At 67.8% G+C, this 18,376-nt stretch carries 17 protein-coding genes and 1 pseudogene; 12 read left to right on the top strand and 6 right to left on the bottom strand.

The window, feature by feature from the left end:
• The first annotated feature begins 91 nt into the window (after positions 1 to 91).
• From HW837_RS18585 to HW837_RS18545, 9 genes are all read left to right on the top strand, one after another.
• A complete protein-coding gene (locus HW837_RS18585) occupies positions 92 to 850 on the top strand; it encodes a TnsA-like heteromeric transposase endonuclease subunit (RefSeq protein ID WP_060880708.1) in 759 nt (252 codons plus the stop codon).
• On the top strand, positions 847 to 2,892 hold the full coding sequence (locus tag HW837_RS18580; RefSeq protein ID WP_060880707.1) for a Mu transposase C-terminal domain-containing protein: 2,046 nt from the start codon (positions 847 to 849) through the stop codon (positions 2,890 to 2,892). The genes HW837_RS18585 and HW837_RS18580 overlap by 4 nt, the downstream gene beginning before the upstream one ends.
• Positions 2,892 to 3,947, top strand: coding sequence for a TniB family NTP-binding protein (locus tag HW837_RS18575; protein WP_060878344.1), 1,056 nt, complete (start codon positions 2,892 to 2,894; stop codon positions 3,945 to 3,947). The genes HW837_RS18580 and HW837_RS18575 overlap by 1 nt, the downstream gene beginning before the upstream one ends.
• Entirely contained in the window at positions 3,944 to 4,774 is an 831-nt protein-coding gene (locus tag HW837_RS18570) for a TniQ family protein (RefSeq protein ID WP_060878345.1), read from the top strand. The genes HW837_RS18575 and HW837_RS18570 overlap by 4 nt, the downstream gene beginning before the upstream one ends.
• Before the next feature lie 71 nt (positions 4,775 to 4,845).
• Positions 4,846 to 5,676, top strand: coding sequence for a transglutaminase-like domain-containing protein (locus tag HW837_RS18565; protein WP_060878346.1), 831 nt, complete (start codon positions 4,846 to 4,848; stop codon positions 5,674 to 5,676).
• Between the two features lie 396 nt (positions 5,677 to 6,072).
• Positions 6,073 to 6,831: a hypothetical protein gene (locus HW837_RS18560; RefSeq protein ID WP_013001002.1), complete on the top strand. Its 759-nt coding sequence runs from the start codon at positions 6,073 to 6,075 to the stop codon at positions 6,829 to 6,831.
• A 120-nt stretch (positions 6,832 to 6,951) separates the two neighbouring features.
• A complete protein-coding gene (locus HW837_RS18555) occupies positions 6,952 to 8,286 on the top strand; it encodes a hypothetical protein (RefSeq protein ID WP_059043321.1) in 1,335 nt (444 codons plus the stop codon).
• A gap of 602 nt (positions 8,287 to 8,888) precedes the next feature.
• Entirely contained in the window at positions 8,889 to 9,263 is a 375-nt protein-coding gene (locus tag HW837_RS18550; protein WP_060878348.1) for a hypothetical protein, read from the top strand.
• A complete protein-coding gene (locus tag HW837_RS18545; RefSeq protein WP_049875716.1) occupies positions 9,260 to 11,494 on the top strand; it encodes an NACHT domain-containing protein in 2,235 nt (744 codons plus the stop codon). The genes HW837_RS18550 and HW837_RS18545 overlap by 4 nt, the downstream gene beginning before the upstream one ends.
• Positions 11,495 to 11,810: 316 nt before the next feature.
• Here HW837_RS18545 and HW837_RS18540 read toward each other — a convergent pair whose 3' ends face one another.
• Positions 11,811 to 13,307, bottom strand: a complete 1,497-nt coding sequence (locus HW837_RS18540) for a serine/threonine-protein kinase (protein WP_158512236.1) — start codon at positions 13,305 to 13,307, stop codon at positions 11,811 to 11,813.
• 291 nt (positions 13,308 to 13,598) lie between these two features.
• Here HW837_RS18540 and HW837_RS18535 point away from each other — a divergent pair, with 291 nt between their 5' ends.
• Both HW837_RS18535 and HW837_RS18530 read left to right on the top strand, forming a co-directional pair.
• A complete protein-coding gene (locus HW837_RS18535) occupies positions 13,599 to 13,802 on the top strand; it encodes a hypothetical protein (protein WP_037729833.1) in 204 nt (67 codons plus the stop codon).
• A 37-nt stretch (positions 13,803 to 13,839) separates the two neighbouring features.
• On the top strand, positions 13,840 to 14,259 hold the full coding sequence (locus tag HW837_RS18530) for a DUF6233 domain-containing protein (RefSeq protein ID WP_037729907.1): 420 nt from the start codon (positions 13,840 to 13,842) through the stop codon (positions 14,257 to 14,259).
• 166 nt (positions 14,260 to 14,425) lie between these two features.
• Here the strand turns inward: HW837_RS18530 and HW837_RS18525 are convergent, their stop codons facing one another.
• Positions 14,426 to 15,448: an ATP-dependent DNA ligase gene (locus HW837_RS18525; protein WP_060878349.1), complete on the bottom strand. Its 1,023-nt coding sequence runs from the start codon at positions 15,446 to 15,448 to the stop codon at positions 14,426 to 14,428.
• A 134-nt stretch (positions 15,449 to 15,582) separates the two neighbouring features.
• On the opposite strand from HW837_RS18525, the gene HW837_RS18520 reads away from it, so the two are divergent.
• Positions 15,583 to 15,807 carry a hypothetical protein gene (locus HW837_RS18520; RefSeq protein WP_037729908.1) on the top strand — a complete coding sequence of 75 codons (225 nt, stop codon included), beginning with the start codon at positions 15,583 to 15,585 and terminating at the stop codon, positions 15,805 to 15,807.
• Positions 15,808 to 15,977: 170 nt separating this feature from the next.
• Here HW837_RS18520 and HW837_RS18515 read toward each other — a convergent pair whose 3' ends face one another.
• The 4 genes and pseudogenes from HW837_RS18515 to HW837_RS18505 all read right to left on the bottom strand — a co-directional run bounded on the left by HW837_RS18515 (position 15,978) and on the right by HW837_RS18505 (position 18,353).
• Positions 15,978 to 16,988 carry an MSCRAMM family protein gene (locus HW837_RS18515; RefSeq protein ID WP_013001011.1) on the bottom strand — a complete coding sequence of 337 codons (1,011 nt, stop codon included), beginning with the start codon at positions 16,986 to 16,988 and terminating at the stop codon, positions 15,978 to 15,980.
• Positions 16,989 to 17,023: 35 nt separating this feature from the next.
• The gene (locus HW837_RS48695) at positions 17,024 to 17,401 is read right to left on the bottom strand and encodes an SPDY domain-containing protein (RefSeq protein WP_231885021.1); all 378 of its coding nucleotides are present in this window, start codon (positions 17,399 to 17,401) and stop codon (positions 17,024 to 17,026) included.
• 129 nt (positions 17,402 to 17,530) lie between these two features.
• Positions 17,531 to 17,632: pseudogene (locus HW837_RS48690) on the bottom strand (SPDY domain-containing protein); the annotation flags it as partial.
• 232 nt (positions 17,633 to 17,864) lie between these two features.
• The gene (locus tag HW837_RS18505; protein WP_013001012.1) at positions 17,865 to 18,353 is read right to left on the bottom strand and encodes a hypothetical protein; all 489 of its coding nucleotides are present in this window, start codon (positions 18,351 to 18,353) and stop codon (positions 17,865 to 17,867) included.
• Positions 18,354 to 18,376 lie beyond the last annotated feature (23 nt).

Below are 18,376 nucleotides of genomic sequence, written 5' to 3'. Positions count from 1 at the left end.
GGTGGCTGTTGTCGAGGGTGCGGTCACCCACAAGGGTGACCTGTGTCCCGTTCCATGTGGCTTGTCTCACGGCATCCGTGATGGTCGAGTCATGGGTGGGATACAGGTCCTGCGGGGTGGGGCTCCGCCGGAGGTCTCGGATTTCGATCTGGCCTGGCTGGAGCGCGGTGACGAGGTACGCAAGCCGTTGGGGTACGCGGCGGAGGTGGCCTTCGAGGAGGTCGCGCCGGTCCGGGACTTTCCGTCGTACCGGGGACAGCGGCACTTTCCGGGCCTGTACTGGTCGGCGACGACGGGGCGGCATGTCGGGTTCGAGTCGTGGCTGGAGCGTGATCACGCGATCCTGATGGACTTCGATCCTCAGGTCGTGGGGTTCGCCTCGCAGCCGTTCTGGCTGTTCTGGCGCGACGAGGCGTCGGGCCGCGTGCGGTCGCACGCGCCGGACTTCTTCGCGCGGGCAGCGGACGGGACGGGCCTGGTGGTGGACTGTCGTCCGGTGGACCGCATCGATGCCCGGTCCGCGGTGGCGTTCGCCGCGATGCGCCGCGCATGCGACCAGCTGGGCTGGGCCTTTCGGCTGGCCGGGGAGATCGATGCGGTGAGGGTGGCGAACCTGCGCTGGCTTGCCGGCTACCGCCACCCCCGTTACGGGCAGTCGGAGGGGCTCATTGCGGCGGTGACCGCGTCCTTTGCCGTCCCCGCTCCGCTGGTTGCCCAGGCCGCCTCCGTCGGCGATCCCCTCCAGGTGCTCCCGGTGCTGTTCCACCTGCTGTGGTGCGGACGCCTGGCCGCGGATCTGTCCCATCCGCTCAGCGACCGCACGCTGGTGAGCCGGAGCGAGGAGCGATGAGCCGGACAAGTCCACGCGGAGCACTGCGTGTCGGTGATCGGGTCCGCTTCGATGGGCAGGTTCATACGGTGGCCGGGCTCGCGGGCACCACGGTCCGGCTGGTCGACAGCCACGGGGCACCGTCGCTGATGATGTTCACCCACCTCCTGGCGGCCGAGGACTTCGAGCTGCTCGACTCGCAGGCCAGTACGCCGGGCCTGCCGCCGTTCGGGCAGCTCGACACAGTTCCCGAACCCGCCTTGCGCAAGGCCCAGTTCTTCGAACGGCACCTGATCGAAGTCGAGACCGGAGTGCCGCCGGATGCGCCCGCGGGCACCAGTCCCCGGCCGGAGTTCGACCCGAAGTGGCGCACGATCAACGAGCGGATCACTGCGAAGGCCGCCGAGCTGACCGCCTCGGGAACGTCGGTCTCGGACCGGACCTTGCACCGCATGCGGCTGCGATGGCGTGATGAGGGTGTGTGGGGCCTGGTCGACCGGCGGGCCACACGGCTGTCCATGCCGAGTACGGGACGCGTGGATGAACGGCTGGTGGAAGCCCTGATCGAGGTGCTCGCCTCGCAGGAGAACAAGTCGACCGGCACCCGGACCCGGGCGATGCGACAGGCCGAGCAGTTGGTGGCCGAACGCCACGGCGAAGGCGTGGTGCCCATTCCCTCGCGGGCGACGCTCTACCGGCTGGTGAAGGCTATGGCCGAGGGGCGGCACAGCTTCGAGGCGGCCACGACCAGGCGGTCGCAGGCCCGGCGGCCGGAGGCGCCGTTCACGCCGACCATGGCCGCCCGGCCCGGCGAGGTGGTGCAGATCGACACCACCCCGCTGGACGTGCTGGCGGTCCTGGACGACGGGGTCACCGGCAGAGTCGAGCTGACCATCGCGGTCGATATCGCGTCGAGGACGATCTGCGCGGCCATCCTGCGGCCAGCGGGCACGAAGGCGGTCGATGCCGCCTTGCTGCTGGCTCGGACACTGGTGCCCGAGCCGATGCGGCCCGGCTGGGCGGATGCGTTACGCATGTCGGCCTCGCTGATCCCGCACGCCCGCCTGATGAGCATCGACGCCCGGCTGGAGCACGCCGCGGCCAAGCCGGTGATCGTCCCGGACACGATCGTCGTCGACCGCGGCAAGGTCTTCATCTCCGACACCTTCATCGCGGCCTGCCGGACACTGGGCATCTCCCTCCAGCCCGCACGGCCGGCCACCCCGACCGACAAGAGCGTGGTCGAGCGCACCTTCTCCTCGATCAACACCCTGTTCTGCCAGCACGTCGCCGGCTACGTCGGCTCCAACGTCACCCGCCGCGGCCAGGACGTCGAGGCCGTCTGGACCATTGCGGAACTTGCCGACCTCTTCCAGGAGTGGGTTGTCGCCTGCTGGCAAACCCGGCCCCACGACGGGCTGCGCAGCCCGTTCCTGCCCGGCAGGGCCCTGTCGCCGAACGACGTCTACGCGCTGCTGGTCTCCCGCTCGGGACATCTGCCGATCTGCCTGAGCGGGGACGACTACATCGAGCTGCTGCCGGTGGAGTGGCGGAAGATCAACGACTACGGGATCACCATCGACTACCGCACCTACGACTGCCGGGAGTTGGGCCCCTACCGGCGCCAGCCGTCCGGGGTCGACGTCAAAGGCAATCTCTGGGAGGTCCATTACGACCCCTACGACCTCTCGCACGTCTGGGTACGCGACACCCGGGCCGGAGGATGGATCACCGTCCCGTGGACCCGGCTGGGCACGGTCTCGGCCCCGTTCGCCGACTTCACCTGGCGCCACGCACGGTCACTCCTGGCCGCGCGGGGAGCGGACACCACCGACGAGGGCGCCATCGCGGCGGCGGTCGAGGATCTGCTGACCCGGGCCGGGGCAGGACCGGACCGGCGGATCGCCGCCCGCACCCGGGCCGCCTCCGCGATCCCCGGCCGCCCGCCCGCAGAGGTCTCACCGGAGACGGTCGAGGAGCCGGAGCCGGGCGACGTCGACGAGGCGGTGGGCAAGGTCATCCCCTTCGGGGTGTTCGACGCCTTCACCGACGGGAGCCGCTGATGACGCACTTCCTGGAGCCGGAAGAGGTCGATTACCCGCTGACCACGAAGGAGGGCTGGGCCGCGTTCGTCGCGGAGACCGTCGCGCCGCCGGTCGTCTTGCCGCCTGCGGCCCTGCAGCGGCTGCCGGAGCCCGAGCGGGCGGAGTATGACCAGGCACGAGAGGACTACCACTCCCAGCTGGTGATCGTCTCCACCCCGACGATCCGCCATGTCGCCGCGACCGGCCGCAAGCGCATCCTGCTCAACCGGCACCAGCACTCCGCCCGCCGGGGACTGATCGTCTCGGGCCCGGCGGGCACGGGGAAGACCACCGCGATCACGCAACTGGGCAAGAACTACGAACAGCTGGGGCGCCGCCGGGGAGAGATTCAACCGAAAGCCCTGCCGGTCGTCTATGTCACCGTCCCGCCGGCCGCCACCCCGAAGATGCTGGCCATCGAGTTCGCCCGGTTCATCGGCCTGCCTCTGCCGTCCCGCTACAGCCAGGTCGAGGTCACCAACAAGGTCTGTGATCTGCTCTGCACCCTCGGCTGCCGTCTCGTGCTCATCGACGAACTGCACAATCTCGACATCGGTACGCGGGTCGGCGCCGAGGCATCCGACCAGATCAAGTACCTCTCCGAGCGCATCCCCGCGACCTTCGTCCTGGCCGGTGTCGATGTCGAGGGCACCGGTCTGTTTGCCGGACGGCGCGGCGGACAGATCGCCAGCCGCTACAGCCTCATCCCCACCAGCCCATTCCGCCACAAGACCGAGGAACAGCGCAGCTCTTGGCGATCGCTGGTCGCGACACTGGAGGAATCCCTGCGGCTGCATGCCCACCGGCCGGGCACCTTGCTGAAGCTGAGCAGCTATCTTCACGACCGCACCGGCGGCATGATCGGGAGCCTGTCCCACCTCGTCCGCGAAGCCGCCCTGGACGCCATCCTCGACGGCAGCGAGAGAATCACCCGGGCGTCGCTGGAACGGGTCGACCTGGACGAGAGCGCCGAGCAGCAGAACCTCCCGCGCGCACGCCGGCGCCGGACCCGCATCGAGAAACGGACCGCGTGACCACCCGGCTGCGGGCGCTACCGCTCAGGCCGCCGCCCGTTCACGGCGAGACGATCGGCTCCTACCTGAACCGGCTCGCCGACGCCAACCACCTCACCATCGGGCACCTCTCGTCCCTGATCGGCCCGTCGCGACAGCACCGCCGTGACGACAACCGGGTCGGCTACTGGACCCCGGAGGGGCTGTCGCGGCTCGCCGCCCTGACCAGCCGGAGCCCGGCCTCCCTGATCCACGCGATGCCCCCACTCGGCACAATCGGGAACCCGATCCGGCGGCTGCCGCTGTCCGCCACAGAGGAGGTCATCGAGCCGCGGCGCCGCCCGGCCTGCCGCCCCTGCATGGCCCGCCGCCACGTCCGCGGTCTCGTCATCCGCAGCACACCGCACCATGAAGGCGTCTGCCACCGGCACCGCCGATGGCTCCTCGGAGACGAACAGCACAGACTCACGCGACTGCCTGAGGTTCTCCAAGCCAACCGCCAACATCAGCGGATCGCTCGCCGAGGAACCCACCCCTCCACCGCGCTGGCCTACGTCGGTGCCCGCGACCGCCTGGTCAAGTGGTTCACCAACGAAGTCGGCAGCCCGCTGCTTCGGCAGCGTTGGAACCGCCGACTCGACGCGCTGGGCGAGGACCCGTTCGGTGATCCCCACCATCCCTCCGAAACCCGGATCGAACTGGTCGCCTATCCCGAAGTCGTCGTTCTCACCGGCCTGTTCGCCTCACCGCACTGGCGAAACCACCCCCGGCTGCTGACCGAGACGGCACAACGCTTCGGTATCGCTCCCCAGGAACTCCCTTCGGACCTGGGCCGGAAACGTGACTGAGCGCCTCATGGCCGCGGGGCCCGGGATCGGCTGGGCCGGTGTGTCAGACCCAGCCCTTACGATGCTCAGCTGTGACCGATGACGTGCTCAACTACTCGCAGCCCGGACCCTTTACGACTTTGGATGCGGCGCAACTCCCGCTCATCGAGGGACTGCCAGACGACCCCGTCGGCATCTGCGCCGCCGTTCAGGGACTGGTCATCCAGCCCACGGACGCCGCGGCGTTAGGGATTCCTGAGGACCGGATCGCTGAGAAGAACATCCGGCCGGTCAACGAACTGATTGCTGCGCTGACTGCCCTGGATCCGGCTCCCCTGCACCGGCCTCGAACGCCCGAAACGCGGGTGATCGGCACCTGCCGGCACTTCGCCACGATCGCCTGCGCGATCTTGCGGGCGCGAGGTGTCGCCTCCCGCGCCCGGTGTGGTTTCGGCACCTACTTCCAGGAAGGGCGCGGCTTCGACCACTGGATCACCGAGTACTGGGACGATGACCAGCGCCGATGGGTGCGCGTCGACACCGAACACCTCGGCAAGAACTTCGTCACTCGCCCAGACGACCTCGCTCCGGGCGAGTTCCTCACGGGCGGCGAGGCATGGGCCCAATACCGAAGCAGCATGATCGATCCGCACACATTCGGGGTGGTCGGCACCGATCACGCCTGGGGTCCGCATGAGATCAGCGGCAACGTCGTCCGCGACCTCGCCGCACTCTGCAAGCAGGAGACACTGAACTGGGACGAGTGGGGCCGCATGACCGCAGCCTACGAGGGCAAGACCGGACCGGACTACGACCAGCTGATCGACGTGGTCGCCGGCGCCTGCTCCAAGGACGATCCGTCGGCCTTGATCCGTCTGTCCGCCAACCCGGACCTGGCCGTTCCCCAGCACATCATCGGTTGAGCGAGCTCGGGAACCGACTGGCGGAGGTTCAGTCGACACCGAGCGCCGCAGTGGCCAACTGCGGCGCGCAGCCACAGGAAACTGCCACCTTGAGTGCGAACCCTGAAAGCAGGCGTCTCACCATCCTGACGATTCCCAGCTCAGGAAGCACCACCCCGCCATGATCGATGAGACGCGCACTCGGCGCTGGCCGCAGCCCTTCCGGGACGCCTTGTCTCGCCCTCCGTGAGTCGCGACTCAACCTGTCACCCCGCAGGTCAGCGGCCTCACTTCTTCAAGATCTAATGAGACGGGACACCCCTGTCCCGTCTCGCTGCTGGGACATGCCGTCTGTGCCAGGCGAGAGCGGATGGCCAGGCTGTGGAAGAGCCACCGCGGCAGCGAGATACTGAGGCCGTGGAGACCGGACAGGTTCGCATGCTGCACTTTGCGGTCGAGTGGGTCGATCAACACCCGGTGACCTGGCTCGAAGGTGCCTTCCCCGCCTCGTACGAGGTCGAAGGTTGGAAGCTGACGCTCACCGAAACGAGGCTCGCCGCCGCGCCAGCTGCGCCGATGATCGAGGACGAGGCACGCTCGGCCGTCATGCCGCTACTGGATACTTGGTCGGCCGAGCTTGAAGTTGATCAGCGCCTCGTCGTGATGCTCTACTACCTCGGCGCTGACGTGGAGCCGGTTACAACTGGCGCGAAGGGAACAGTTGCCAGCGCGGACTTCGCAACTGCTTCGGCCACAGCGTTCGACGCGACCGTCGTCATTCAGCGCGACGCCCCTCCGCAGCCGGACTGGTCCTGGCGGGACACAGACGTGACCAAGGCGGCGCGGACGATGTGCCTGCGTCCTCTGCGGAGCGGGACCCGACCGATTGCAGACGCCGCGTACTGGCTCTCGACCCACCTGAAGAGGTGGGCGGCCGACGGGGATCAGACTGCAGCCGAGCGGCTCAACGTGTCCTCGGGCTACTTCAACAAGGTCAGTCAGTTGGGTGCAAGAAGCGACGAGCGGAAGGTCTCCACGGCCTCACTGACGCTGTCTGCGGAAGACAAGGAATCGCTCAGGAGGGCAGTAGAAGTGCTCATCCGGCGGCTGCACTTGGCAGAGAGTGGCCTCCACCCGGGCCCGCACCTGGACCTGTCCGATTGGCCAGCTTCGTAGCGGTCCGGGCTCACCCGGTGACCGACTCGAAGACGGCCCACGGGCAAGCACCTCGGTTCGGGTGGGCGAGTCAGCCAAAACCGCTGGTGGGTTTGGGGGCGTAGCCCCGACAATGGCCCGGTGCCTGCGAAGTTGACCGATATGCCGCCTGACCGGCTGGATGCGCTGATCAAGCATCCCTTCCACCGGGAGAACGCCGAGGGGCTGATCAGGTTCATCCGCGATCTGCGGGAGTGTCACGGTCCCGAGGACTTCGTAGCCTTTCAGCACGACCTGCTGACGGCCACTCTCGAAGCGAGTCATGCGCGTGCCGCGCGAAATCGGGTGATCAAGCGGCTCAAGAGGGGAGAGAAACTCCCCGCAGACGCGCCCGAGCTGGTAGCGGGCAACCACCACGACGTGGACGACTGGCGGCTGGAGTCGGATGTCCTTGAGCGCATAGGCCGGCAACTGCGTTCCGTGGGGGATGCCATGGCATGGAGAGCATTCGGCTACGACCGCCGCTACATCCTCACCCTGCGGCGGAACGAAGCGCCCGGCCCGATGACCCTCGCTAAGGAAGGCACCGTCCACGAGGTCCAGTTCATGCAGCAGCAGTGGACCGAGTACCGACGCTTCGCGATGTTGCATGACTTGACGAACTGCCTACGTATCGGCGACGCGACTGTCTTCGACACCCCCGACGAGAACAACCTGCAGACCATCTACCTGCATGAGCTCAAAACAAACCCGAAACGGCGTGAGGGCGCCCAGCTCGCACGGACCCGCATGGCGGCCGAGGCACTAGACGTGAACGGGCCGCTGCCCGGACCCGACAAAGCCCGTCTCATCGAAACCGGCATACCGTACGCCAGCCACCTGTCGGCTCTCCGCGACGCCTTCGACTACGCCCACCGAGAGGGACTCAAGACGATGCGCGTGCCTGGGCAACGCGCACTGCTCGCACTCGACATCCCGGCGGCCGGCAACCGTTGGGGCCCACAGGAAGCCACGCGACAGTTCCACTCCGCGTACGCGGCATTGCTGCGCCGCACCCGACTGACCGGACAGCAAATCTGCTTCGGCAGCGGTGACAACGCCGCCCGCAACACGATGGCCCCGCCGTGGGGCATCTATCCCCTACAGCCGGCGGAGTGCGCCGGGCTGATCGCCGACGTTCTGGTGTTCACCGTGACGATGTCTTCCGACAACTTCATCGAGGAGCTGCATAAAGCTGGCCTGAATGCCGAGTGGGTCCTGGCCGAAGGCGCCGACATGGCGCCCCTCCAGCCCGTCGTGGCGATCTACGGACATGGCCACCGCGTCGTGATGGCCCGTGCGGAAATCGAGCGGCTACTGCTGGAACTCACCCACCTTGACACGTGGGCACGAGGAGTAGAACGCCTCCTTCAAATGGGCGTTGCAGGCTGGCAGCCGTGGCCATACTTCACTGACGAACACAAAGTCTGGGCATGACTCGGACCGGCGGTGCTGTGTGTAACCGAGCCTGATCGGTCGCCGGATCGGGCTGGGGCGTCGGACCAAGAGGAAATGCCACCCGTCTTGAGACAAGAGCGCCCGGCCACCGCGCGAGACTGCCGGAGAAGCAACTGGTCAGCGCGAGGGCCTGTGCAACCAGCCGCGAGATCCTACACATCTGTGGGAACTCATTTTCTGGGTCGGAATCTCACGACCGATATCGGATCGGAGTCGGATGCGACACGGATTTGAGACTCGTAGGTTGCAACCGTCACTCGTTCGAGTGAAGTCGTGAAGGTGTGGCTGGCCACGTCCACGGTTCGCGGCACTCCGACGTGGAGCAGTCTGCTGGTGTCTCGTTGGAGGATGGCGAATCCCGGGATCGAAGACGGGCACACGGAGTGAGTGCGCGAACCAGGGCATGAACGTCGTAAAGGCTGAGGTCCAGAGCAAGATGAGGATCCGTTAAGCGCCCAGGCGTGAGTAGCGCCGGTCCGGTTCCGCGAGGCGGCAGGCTGGCATTACCCCATTGGTTTACAGCTTTCTCTAGCCAACGTGAAGCTCTGCCAGGGGAGTTGGTGGCCTGGCATCATGCGGTCATGTCTGATGCCGAACTGCTCGCCATCGCCACGGGTGCCGCAGCAACGATTCTCGCCGACGCCGTTCGCTTGGGATGGGACCGCGCCCGTGCGACGGTTGACCGCCTTTTTCGGCAAGGCACTCAGGGCGAGCGCGAAGCGGCACTGGGCGCGCTGTCGCGGGGCGTTGCCGACGACGACCGCCGCATCGCCTTGGCATCACTCCTCGCCGCCCACGCGGAACGCCGCCCCGAGGTCCTGGCAGAACTTCGTTCTCTGGCAGCTTCCCCGTCCGCTGCCCCCGCCCTGCAGGTACAGCGCAATGAGGGATCGGGAACGTTCATCGCCGGCGATGTGATCGGGGGGCTCACCATCAACCACGACAGTTCCCGGTGACTGACGGACAAAGCCGGGAAGCCGGCGACCAGCACAACCACGGCTCAGGCACCTTCGTCGGCCGCGTGATGGGTGACGTCACCATCAACTACGGGGCGTCAGCGTCCCAGCCGGCCCGGCAGGAAGCTCCGGCCGCCCGTGCGTTGGCGGGAAACCAGCGCTTGGCGGAAGCGGCCGACCAGCTTGCTCAGGCAGTCGGAGCGCAGTGGCGGCGCGAGGAGGAACGGCAGCGGGTACATGACCCGTTCCCGCTGCCGATACGGTGGCACCTGGCACCCGAGGCCCTGACAGATCACTGGGCCAATATCCGCCGTGGCCCAGCCGGGGTGACCTTCGGTCCGTTGGCCCTGACCGGCCACCTGGATCAGGTCGTCGACGTCTACCAGCAGATACCGTCGGGACGGCTGGTGGTCCTGGGCCGGGTCGGCTCCGGCAAAACGGTGCTGACCCTGCGGTTCGTCCTCGACCTCCTCGACACCGGCACCAACACCGATCTCGTACCGGTGATCTTCAGCCTCGGGTCGTGGAACCCAACCACCACCTCACTGCGGGACTGGCTGACCGACCAGCTCCTGCGCGACCACCCCGGTCTCGCCGCGCCCGGCCCGACCGGATCGAGTCTGGCCGCCGCCTTGGTCGAGGCCGGCCGCATCCTGCCCGTGCTGGACGGGTTTGATGAGATTGCCGACAGACTGCGCTGTGCTGCATTGGAAGCGCTGAACGCCACTAGGATGCCGCTGCTGCTGACCAGCCGCCCCGACGAGTACGCCACCGCCGTCGCAGCCGCCGACGTCCTCACTGCCGCGGCCGGCATCGAACTGGACGACCTCACACGGACCGACCTGGCCGACTATCTGCCTCGCACCACCCGCAAAACCGCCACCGGCAGCGGCACCACCACCATGTGGGACCCGGTCCTGGCCCGCTTGTGCAAGCATCCGAGCGGCCTGGCCGAGGCCAACCTCACCGCAGTGCTGTCCACCCCGTTGATGGTCGTCCTTGCCCGCACCATCTACAGCGATACCCCGGGCCGCGACCCCGCCGAGTTACTCGACACCCATCAGTTCGCCACCGCTCAGGACCTGGAAGATCATCTCCTGCGCGGGTTCGCCTCCGCCGTCTACCAGCACCCGCCCCTCGACCAGCGCTCCAGCCACCGCGGCTACCGGAGCTGGGACCCCGACCTCGTCCAACACTGGCTCGGCTACCTCGCCTGGCACCTGAACCGGCTTGGCACCAAAGACCTCGCCTGGTGGCAACTGGGCAACACCATCAGCCGCACGACACGGATGCTCGTGGGCGGGCTCGTGTTCGGGCTCGCCGCCGCGCTGGCGAACGCACTGGCGAACGGGCTCCTGATCGGATTCGTCCTCGCACGCACGCACCTGGGCTGGGACGGGGCGGTCGGACTCGCGTTTCCGTTCAGGGGCGGCGGGCGTGCCTGGCTCGTCTATGGGCTCGTGAGCGGACTCGCAGGAGGGCTGGTGGCCGGACTCGCCTTGGGGCTCCGATTCGGGCTCAGGTCCGACGGAGGCGAGCCCTCACGCATCCAGCTGCACATCCGCGGCCGGGCAAGGCAAGCCCTGGAGCAGCTCGCGGACGGGGTGTTCTTCGGATGGGGGGCCTGGCTCGTCATCGGGCTCGCGAGCGGACTCGCGGGCGTGCTGGCGAGCCAGCTCATAGACTGGCGCGTGCTCGGGCCCGTGGACGTGATGTGGGCCCTCCTATGGACCTGGTTCCCGGCCGGCCTCATCGCCGGGCTCGTGTTCGGGATCGCGTTCGCGCTCCAAACCCCCACCGACATCAAAATCGCAGTCAGCCCCTCCGAGCTGTTGACGGCCAACCGCAAAACCGCGGGCTTCCAGTCCTTCGCGGGATGGCTGGCGTTCGGACTGGCGTTCGGATACCTGGGCGGGCTCGCCAACGCGTTCGCGGGCGGATTCGTGTGGGGGGTCGTAGTCAGGCTCAGCATGGATGCCTGGGGGCGATGGTTGATCCTTTCACGAGTCTGGTTGCCAGTGACCGGACGGCTACCCTGGGCACTGATCGCATTCATCGACGACGCCCATCGGCGAGGGATACTGCGCCAGGCCGGAGCGGTTTACCAGTTCCGCCACGCCCGACTCCAAAACCACTTCGTCCACCGCTACGAGACACGTGGCCATCAGCACCCGCCACCTCCCCCTGCACACGAAAGCCAAGGCCAAGGCCAACCGAGTCATCGCCACTGAGCCGCAAGCTCAAGCTCCCAGGAGAGATCGTTGCCCTCCCACAGTAGGACGGTGAGCACGGAAAACCCCTGTCCTGTGACAGCGAACCTTGAGCGTGTGCCGTCGAAGTCTGATCCGAAGAACTCTGATCACGAGCGCGCTGGCGGGGTGCCCGCGCTTTCGCGCCTCCCAGGGCCCCAGGCTCGGCGCCACTTCCGGCTTTGCCTACGCGCCCGCCCCCGGAACAGAGGCGGTTGCCGGTCCACGGCCCCTGGTGAGCCCAAGGCGGGTACGTAGAGCGATGGGCCAGGGCAGCGTCACGCCGCAGGGCTGGGGTTCACCCTCTCGGCTTATACGTCTTCACCACCTGGTCGTGCAAGTGATCGATCTGCTCACGCTGCTGCTCTGGTCCCATAACGAGGATTACGTGGTATCGGTCGTGTGCAAGTATCGCGTTGTTGCGGGCGTAGACCTCTTCGCCGTCTGCGGTCGTCCAAGTGAAGGCGCCTGTCGCGATCGGGTAGTTTTTGTTTTCAATCTGTCGCAAATCCGTAACTGATCCCCACGTCGAATCACGCCAAGGTTGGAGTTCGAATTCTTCGTCCTTCTGGTAGGTGACCGGATCGTTGCTAAATTGGGACGCCCCATCCCGACCGCCTGTGACGATGATCTTCAACTTCCCCTTCACGTAAACATACTGCCCGTTCGTGTTTTTAGGCTTGGCCGCGTAGCCCGACGGGATGTCCAGCGTAAATGCCTTCTCGCGGACGTGAATTAATCTATTTGTCGCCGTCGGAGAGGGAACAGACGTCTTCGGAGACCCAGACGTTTTCGGGTGTCTCGGATACGCATCTCGATCGGTCACCATGCCGTAGACGAGCGTGGAAACCACCAGCCCTACGGCAAGTGAAATTCCAATCCAGGCAGTTAGCCCCGGCTTTGGGATGCGTAGCCCACGGTCCGCCCCAACCTGCCGCTGTTCGTTGGCACTCCCGTTTCCAGGCCGAGCGTCTTTGTCGCCGATGACCTTCCGGAGAGCCGCCACGATTTCCTCTACCGCTGGGCGGCGGGTCGGCTGATCGTCGAGGAGGCTGGTGATTATCGGGCCGAGTCGTGCGGCTTTCTGCAGGTCGGGCACCCCTTCAATGAGGGCAGCGATGGACTCCACCATCGTTTCTCGCTTATAGGGCGACCAACCTTCTACCATTTCGAAGAGCAGTACACCTACGGCCCACAGGTCTGAAGCCGCTTCAGCCCGTTCGCCACGCCATCGCTCCGGCGCAATGTATCCACGTGAACCTACAATGTCTCCGGTTTCAGTCAGAGTTACGTCATCTGCGATATCGGCAATTCCGAAGTCGGTCAGAACGACTCGGCCGTCAAACTCGATCAAGACGTTGGCAGGCTTGATGTCACGGTGGAGCACGCCCTTCGCGTGAGCGGCCCTCAGCCCTTCAACAACGGCGAGCCCGATGCGGGCAGCCTCTACCTCCCGGATAGAGCCTTCGCGCGCAAGCCGGGCCTTCAGCGACTCGCCTTGGATGTGCTCCATGACGATCCAGAGGTTCCCGCCTTCCTCCACGACATCATGCACGGTGACGACAGACGGATGTTTGACCCGCATCGCTGCCGTGGCTTCCCGGACAACACGATCCGGTCCCGTGCGGTACCGGACGTGGGCTTCCTTCACAGCAACTACTCGCCCGAACCGGACATCGCGCGCGGCCCAGACTGCACCCATGCCGCCTGCGCCCAGCTTCTCGCGCAGTTCATACCTGTCTGCGATCACTCTCCTGCCGGCCGTGGCGTCCTGTGGCGTGCTCCCCCAACTCATGACCACATGATGCCCGCCAGGCAGGCCGCCAGGGGCGGTACGGCCAGGTTCGCCCGCCCGTACCTGGCCCCCCATCGCTTCCATACCTCCAAGGGCGCCTGGCCCGGCGCCGGATCCGTTTCCCTTGGCGCTGACCAGCGCGATCTATCTTCGATGACGCGCCCTCGCGTCCGCCAAAGTTCGATCGCAGGCTCTCAAGGTCCGATGGCACAGGAGGACAACCCCTTCGGACAGTCGGGTCAGCAGCGTTCGCACTGGCATCAGAATTCGAACACATGATTGAATTTGGGCATGCGATCCATGCCAGCCGACCTCGCCCATTGCCTTGAAGCGCGGCAGAGCGCCTACCGCCAGCTCGCCGCCCGGCCGTGCACGTCGCTGCGACGCAAGCTCATCCGGCTCTCGACGACGGGGCTGTTCCACCCGTACTGGCAGGGCCGCCAGACGACCGCCGCACGGTCGGCGATGTACGCGGGGAAGGGCACAGGAAACTGACTGTGCGAATCGCCCCCGTACAGGGATGGTGCACTTCATGTCCCAGCTGCCACCTGATCCGCTCCGGCTCCGGGCGATCCTTGCCCACATCGACCGCCAGATCGCGGAACACCAAACTGTGGCCGTCTATCTGCGGCTCCAGCGGGACGCTGTGCTGGCCGCGCTCGCGGACTCCGAGGGCCGTCGTGCGCAGCGGCCAGCACGCCGGCCGAAGGGCGGGGGCCACCTCCCCGCCCTAGCCCCGCCGTCGGCGAGGGAAGTGGACTTCGTCGTACAGCAGAAACGCACCCCGACGGGGCCCGCGCCCGCCGTGATCCACTTGGACGACTGCACCATGGCCGAGGGCACTCCGCATCGGATCAGAGCGGACGAGGCACGCGCTGCACTGACTGATCCAAGTATCGAACCGTGCCAGCTCTGTCGGCCGGACACCGAACTGGGCGTTGACGTGGCGTGACCGGCCTGACGACTATCCGGCCTGTACGAGGGGTGGGCGTGCTCTTGGGCGCATGGATGAGATATGTCAGCGCATCGCTTCCATGACGGATCGGAGCGCCGTCACCCTGGACGTGGGCGTCTACGGAGAGGGGTCCGAAGGAAACGTGTCCAGCCGCCGGTGTCGGTCAGTCGTCAGTCTGGGTCGTGTCCTCGTCGAATGCTGCTACGTCGCCGGGCCTCATGTCGTAGCGGATCCGGAGAACCCCTACTGGATGTCTCCACGCTCCTCGGTCCCGGGCGGTGTCCACGTCGATCTCGGTGACCGTGTCCGGCTCGACGAGTATCACGTCGAGCGGGGTCCGCGATCCCCACGACGTCGTGAAGCGCGCGCCCGCCCAGGGGTGAGCGGGCCCGGCCGCGGTCAGCCGCTCGCTGAGGCCGCGGGCGACTTCGGGATGCAACGGGGTGGTGCGGGCGACGAGCCGTAGCGTCCCGCCTTGGTCGTAGCGGCCGAGGAATGCGGTCCGGGGACGGTCCGGGGATCCGGTGATGCCGCCGACGATAGCCTCGGTCGTGTCCCTGCGGCGGATCTTGAACCAGCCGCGCACCCCCGGCAGGTAGCGTTGCGCGCCGCCCTTGATCACGATCCCTTCCAGACCGGACACCTCGGTCCATGATGTCAGCCACTCCTGGGCGGTCTTCACCTCGCTGGTCTGGGGGCGGAGCGTCCACGGCGCGGTCAGCCGGTGTCTGGTGAAGAGCTCCTCCAGAGCCGCGCGCCGGGCGGCGTACGGTTCGCGGAGCAGCTCGGTGCCGTCGATCTGGAGCACGTCGAAGGCGATGAAGTGTGCAGGGAGCTCCTCGGCCAGCCGCTGGGCTGTCCGTCCGCTGGAGGCCGCCCGGCGCTGCAGCGCCTCGAACGACAGCTGGTCGCCGTCCCAGACGACCAGCTCGCCATCAAGAACCAGTCCGTCCGGCAGTTGGGCGGCGGCACGGGCCAGGTCAGGGAAGCGAAACTGGATGACGCTGCCTCGGCGGGACTGGATCAGCACGGGTCCGGGCCCCGGGAACGGGGTGAAGACCAGCGCCCGGTAGCCGTCGAACTTCGGCTGAATGACCGGGTCACCGGGCAGAGTTCCTGGCGTGGGCAGCTGGTCGCGGGCGTGGGCGCGGGCCAGCATCGGTTCCACCGGCGGTCGCAGCACCATACGTCCGGTCTACGGTCCGGCTGCCGGAGGCGCGACTTGAGCCGGCCCGGTCAGGAGTTATCCACAGGTGCGAGCGGGGACCGGCGGCTGTCTCTACCGTGTTGCTCCAGCCGATCATGAGGACGGGGCAGCCGATGATGTACAGGGTGGATCTGGCGGTCCGGGTGGAGGATGCGCTGGCCGAGCTTCCAGAGGAAGGGCGGCGTGAGGTGTTGGAGATGATCGCCGCGATCCTGGTCCGGAGGGAGACCTGGCCCGTGGTCGGCGGATGGGACGTGCGGTTCGCAGCCCGGTCGTGGGTGGCGTTCACCGCGTACGGGGACGGGATCGACGTGTACGACCTGGGCTGGGCGGGCTGAGCGCGACAGCGCCACCCCCGCCCTGCGGGCCTCCAAATGCCCTGCACATGCCCCACGCTGCGAAGGCGGCGTGCGCCAGTCCTTGTCGTGAGCAGGAGCCGTGGACCGGATACGCGCGAGGCCCCCGAGAGTGCGCGTCTCGGGGGCCTGGGTGCAGGGGGAAGGGTCGGTCAGTTGGTGTCGGTGTTCTCGTCCTGCTGGGGCTCGGGGGTCGTGCGGCGGCGTGTGGCGACGACTGCGGCGATGCCGCCGACGAGCAGGACGCCGGCGCCACCGATCAGCCATGGGGTGGCGTCGGCTCCCGTGCGGGCGAGGGAGCCTGCCGGGGCGGACGGCGACGCCGACTCCGCCCCGTCCCTGGCAGGGGTGAGCGAGGATTCGGCGGCCCGAGTGCCGGTGGCTATCTCCTTCGGCTTCGGCTTCGACCCGCCGGAGGTGCTCTCCGACGGCGTGTCGGTCGGCTTCCCCGAGGGCGGCGTGGTCGCGGTGGGCTGGGGCTTGGGGGCGGTCTTGGCATTGGTGACCGTGACAGTGACCGGAGACCCGGGCCCGGCGGTGAAGGTCTTCGCCTGTGTGTGGAGGTCGTAGCCCGCAGGAGCCGTGACCTGTCTGACCCAGAATTCGGCCCTGCGGCTGGGCACGGGGAGGTCGCCGGTGGTGGTGCCCTTGGGGCCGGTGGTCAGGGTGAGCAGGGTCGTGTCGCCGCTGCCGATGTTCACCGTGGAACCGGGCAGCAGCTTGCCGGTCTTGTTGTCCCTGGCCTTGAGGGTGACGTGGGCGGGCTTGAATGGGTCGACGACCGTCACCCGGGCGATGGCGCCGGGGGTGACGATGACGTCCTGGTCGGCCGCGGTGTCGTGCAGGGGGCTGCCGCTGGAGATTTCTTTGAGGCGGTAGACGCCCGGCGCGAGGTCGGAGCAGGTCAGCTTCCCCTGTGCATCGGTCTTGTCGTGTCCGGCTTCTTGGCCGGCGGAGTCGAGCAGGAGGAACGTGGCGTCGGGGAGCGCGTCCCCGGCCGTGTCCTTGGTGGTGATCTCGACGCTGCCCGCGTCCGGGGCCGGTGTCTCGGCGGAGGCCGAGGGGCTCGGTTCGGAGGGCTGGGCGCTCGCGGTCGGCGCCCAGGTGAGGGTGCCGGTCACCGCGATCGCGACGGCGGCGGATCGGACGAAGCGTGCGTGCACGGGGAGGAGGGCTCCTTGGATCAGAAGAGGGGAGGTCAGCGGGTTCGGCCAGCGACTGGGGCGGGGGGTGGCGGGGCGACAGGTGTGTCACCGTGAGGCTGCTTGGGTGTCGTGGTGGCGATGTAGAGGGCGCTGCGGGTGTGGACGGGGACGTCCTGGACGGTGCGGTGCAGTGGCTCGGTGGAGATCAGCGATGCGGTGAAGGCTGCGACGAGCGTGGTGGGCGTGCCGAACGAGAACCGTGCCGTCCAGTGCGGCTCGCTGGGGTGCCCGCCCCAGGCCCGCCAGGCCGGCTCGCTGGAGCTTCTGATGGCGTAGCGGTGGCGTAGGCCGCCGAGTCCTTCCGGGGTGAGGAACGTTTGTGTGCCGTCGGTCTTGACGTCGTGGCTCCACCCGCGGGTGAGCAGCGGCACGTACGCCTCGTGCGGTGCCGTCTCGTCCTGGAACAGCCGGTCGTGGTCGCTGTGCCGGTCTTCGAGGTAGAGGTCGAGGAGTTCGGTGTGGACGTCGTGCAGCAGCTCGACGGGGGTGGTGGCATCGAAGGTGATCCGCCAGGCCGGCGGGGTGAACGGGGCCCGGTGCGCGCTGACGGTCCACGTGCCCTGGCCGCGCTGGTCGGGCTGGGGGTCGTAGGTGGTCTGCAGTCGCAGGCACGGGCTGAACGCGGCGGCCGTGCCGTCGTCGGTCTGGGCGAACGGCCAGCCCTCGTAGGGGAAGGCCCATGCGGTACGCGGGTCGACGGCGCCCGGCCCGGCGAGGTGGCGGGAAGGACCTGCACGGTCTGGGCGGGGTCGAGGTTTTCAAAGGGGTGGCTCTTCACGGGCAGGGCTCCTGCTGGAAGGGTGTGGGACACCGGGCTGGCGGTGGGGGCGCGGCTCAGCGGGCGCGGGTGCCGCTGCGGGTGACCGGCACGGCGGGAGACGTGGGCTCGGTCCGGGCTGCGGCGCGGCTCGGCGCGGACGCGGTCCAGGCGCCGGGGAACCAGACGGCGGTGTACTGCTCGATGGCGTCGCGCAGTCCGGTGGTGACGGCTCCCTCCCACGGGGGCCGGCCGGGGCGGTGGTACGTGTCGAAGGTGCCGTGCTGCTTGGTGTTCGGGCGGGTGTTGGTCGCTTCGTCGCGGCGGTGGAAGGTGCCGTGGTCGAGGAAGCTGAGGGCGACGGCGTCGATCTCGCCGCGGTCCGGGTGGACGACCGCCAGGCGTAGGCCGCCGTAGGTGTCCGCGTGGATGGTGCGCGTGAAGTCGATCCGCAGCCGCAGCGGTGCGCCGGGGATGGGAGCGGCGAAGTAGGTGTTGTCCACGACCGTGCTGTTGTGGAAGGGGAGGCACAGTTCGGCGAAGAACTCGGGGGCCTGCAGGGACAAGAGGGGTCTCCGGTCGGGTCGGG

This window comes from Streptomyces caniscabiei, assembly GCF_014930365.1.
Lineage (GTDB): Bacteria > Actinomycetota > Actinomycetes > Streptomycetales > Streptomycetaceae > Streptomyces > Streptomyces caniscabiei.
Note: the sequence above shows the minus strand (reverse complement) of the source record. Positions and strands in the feature narration are given on the sequence as shown.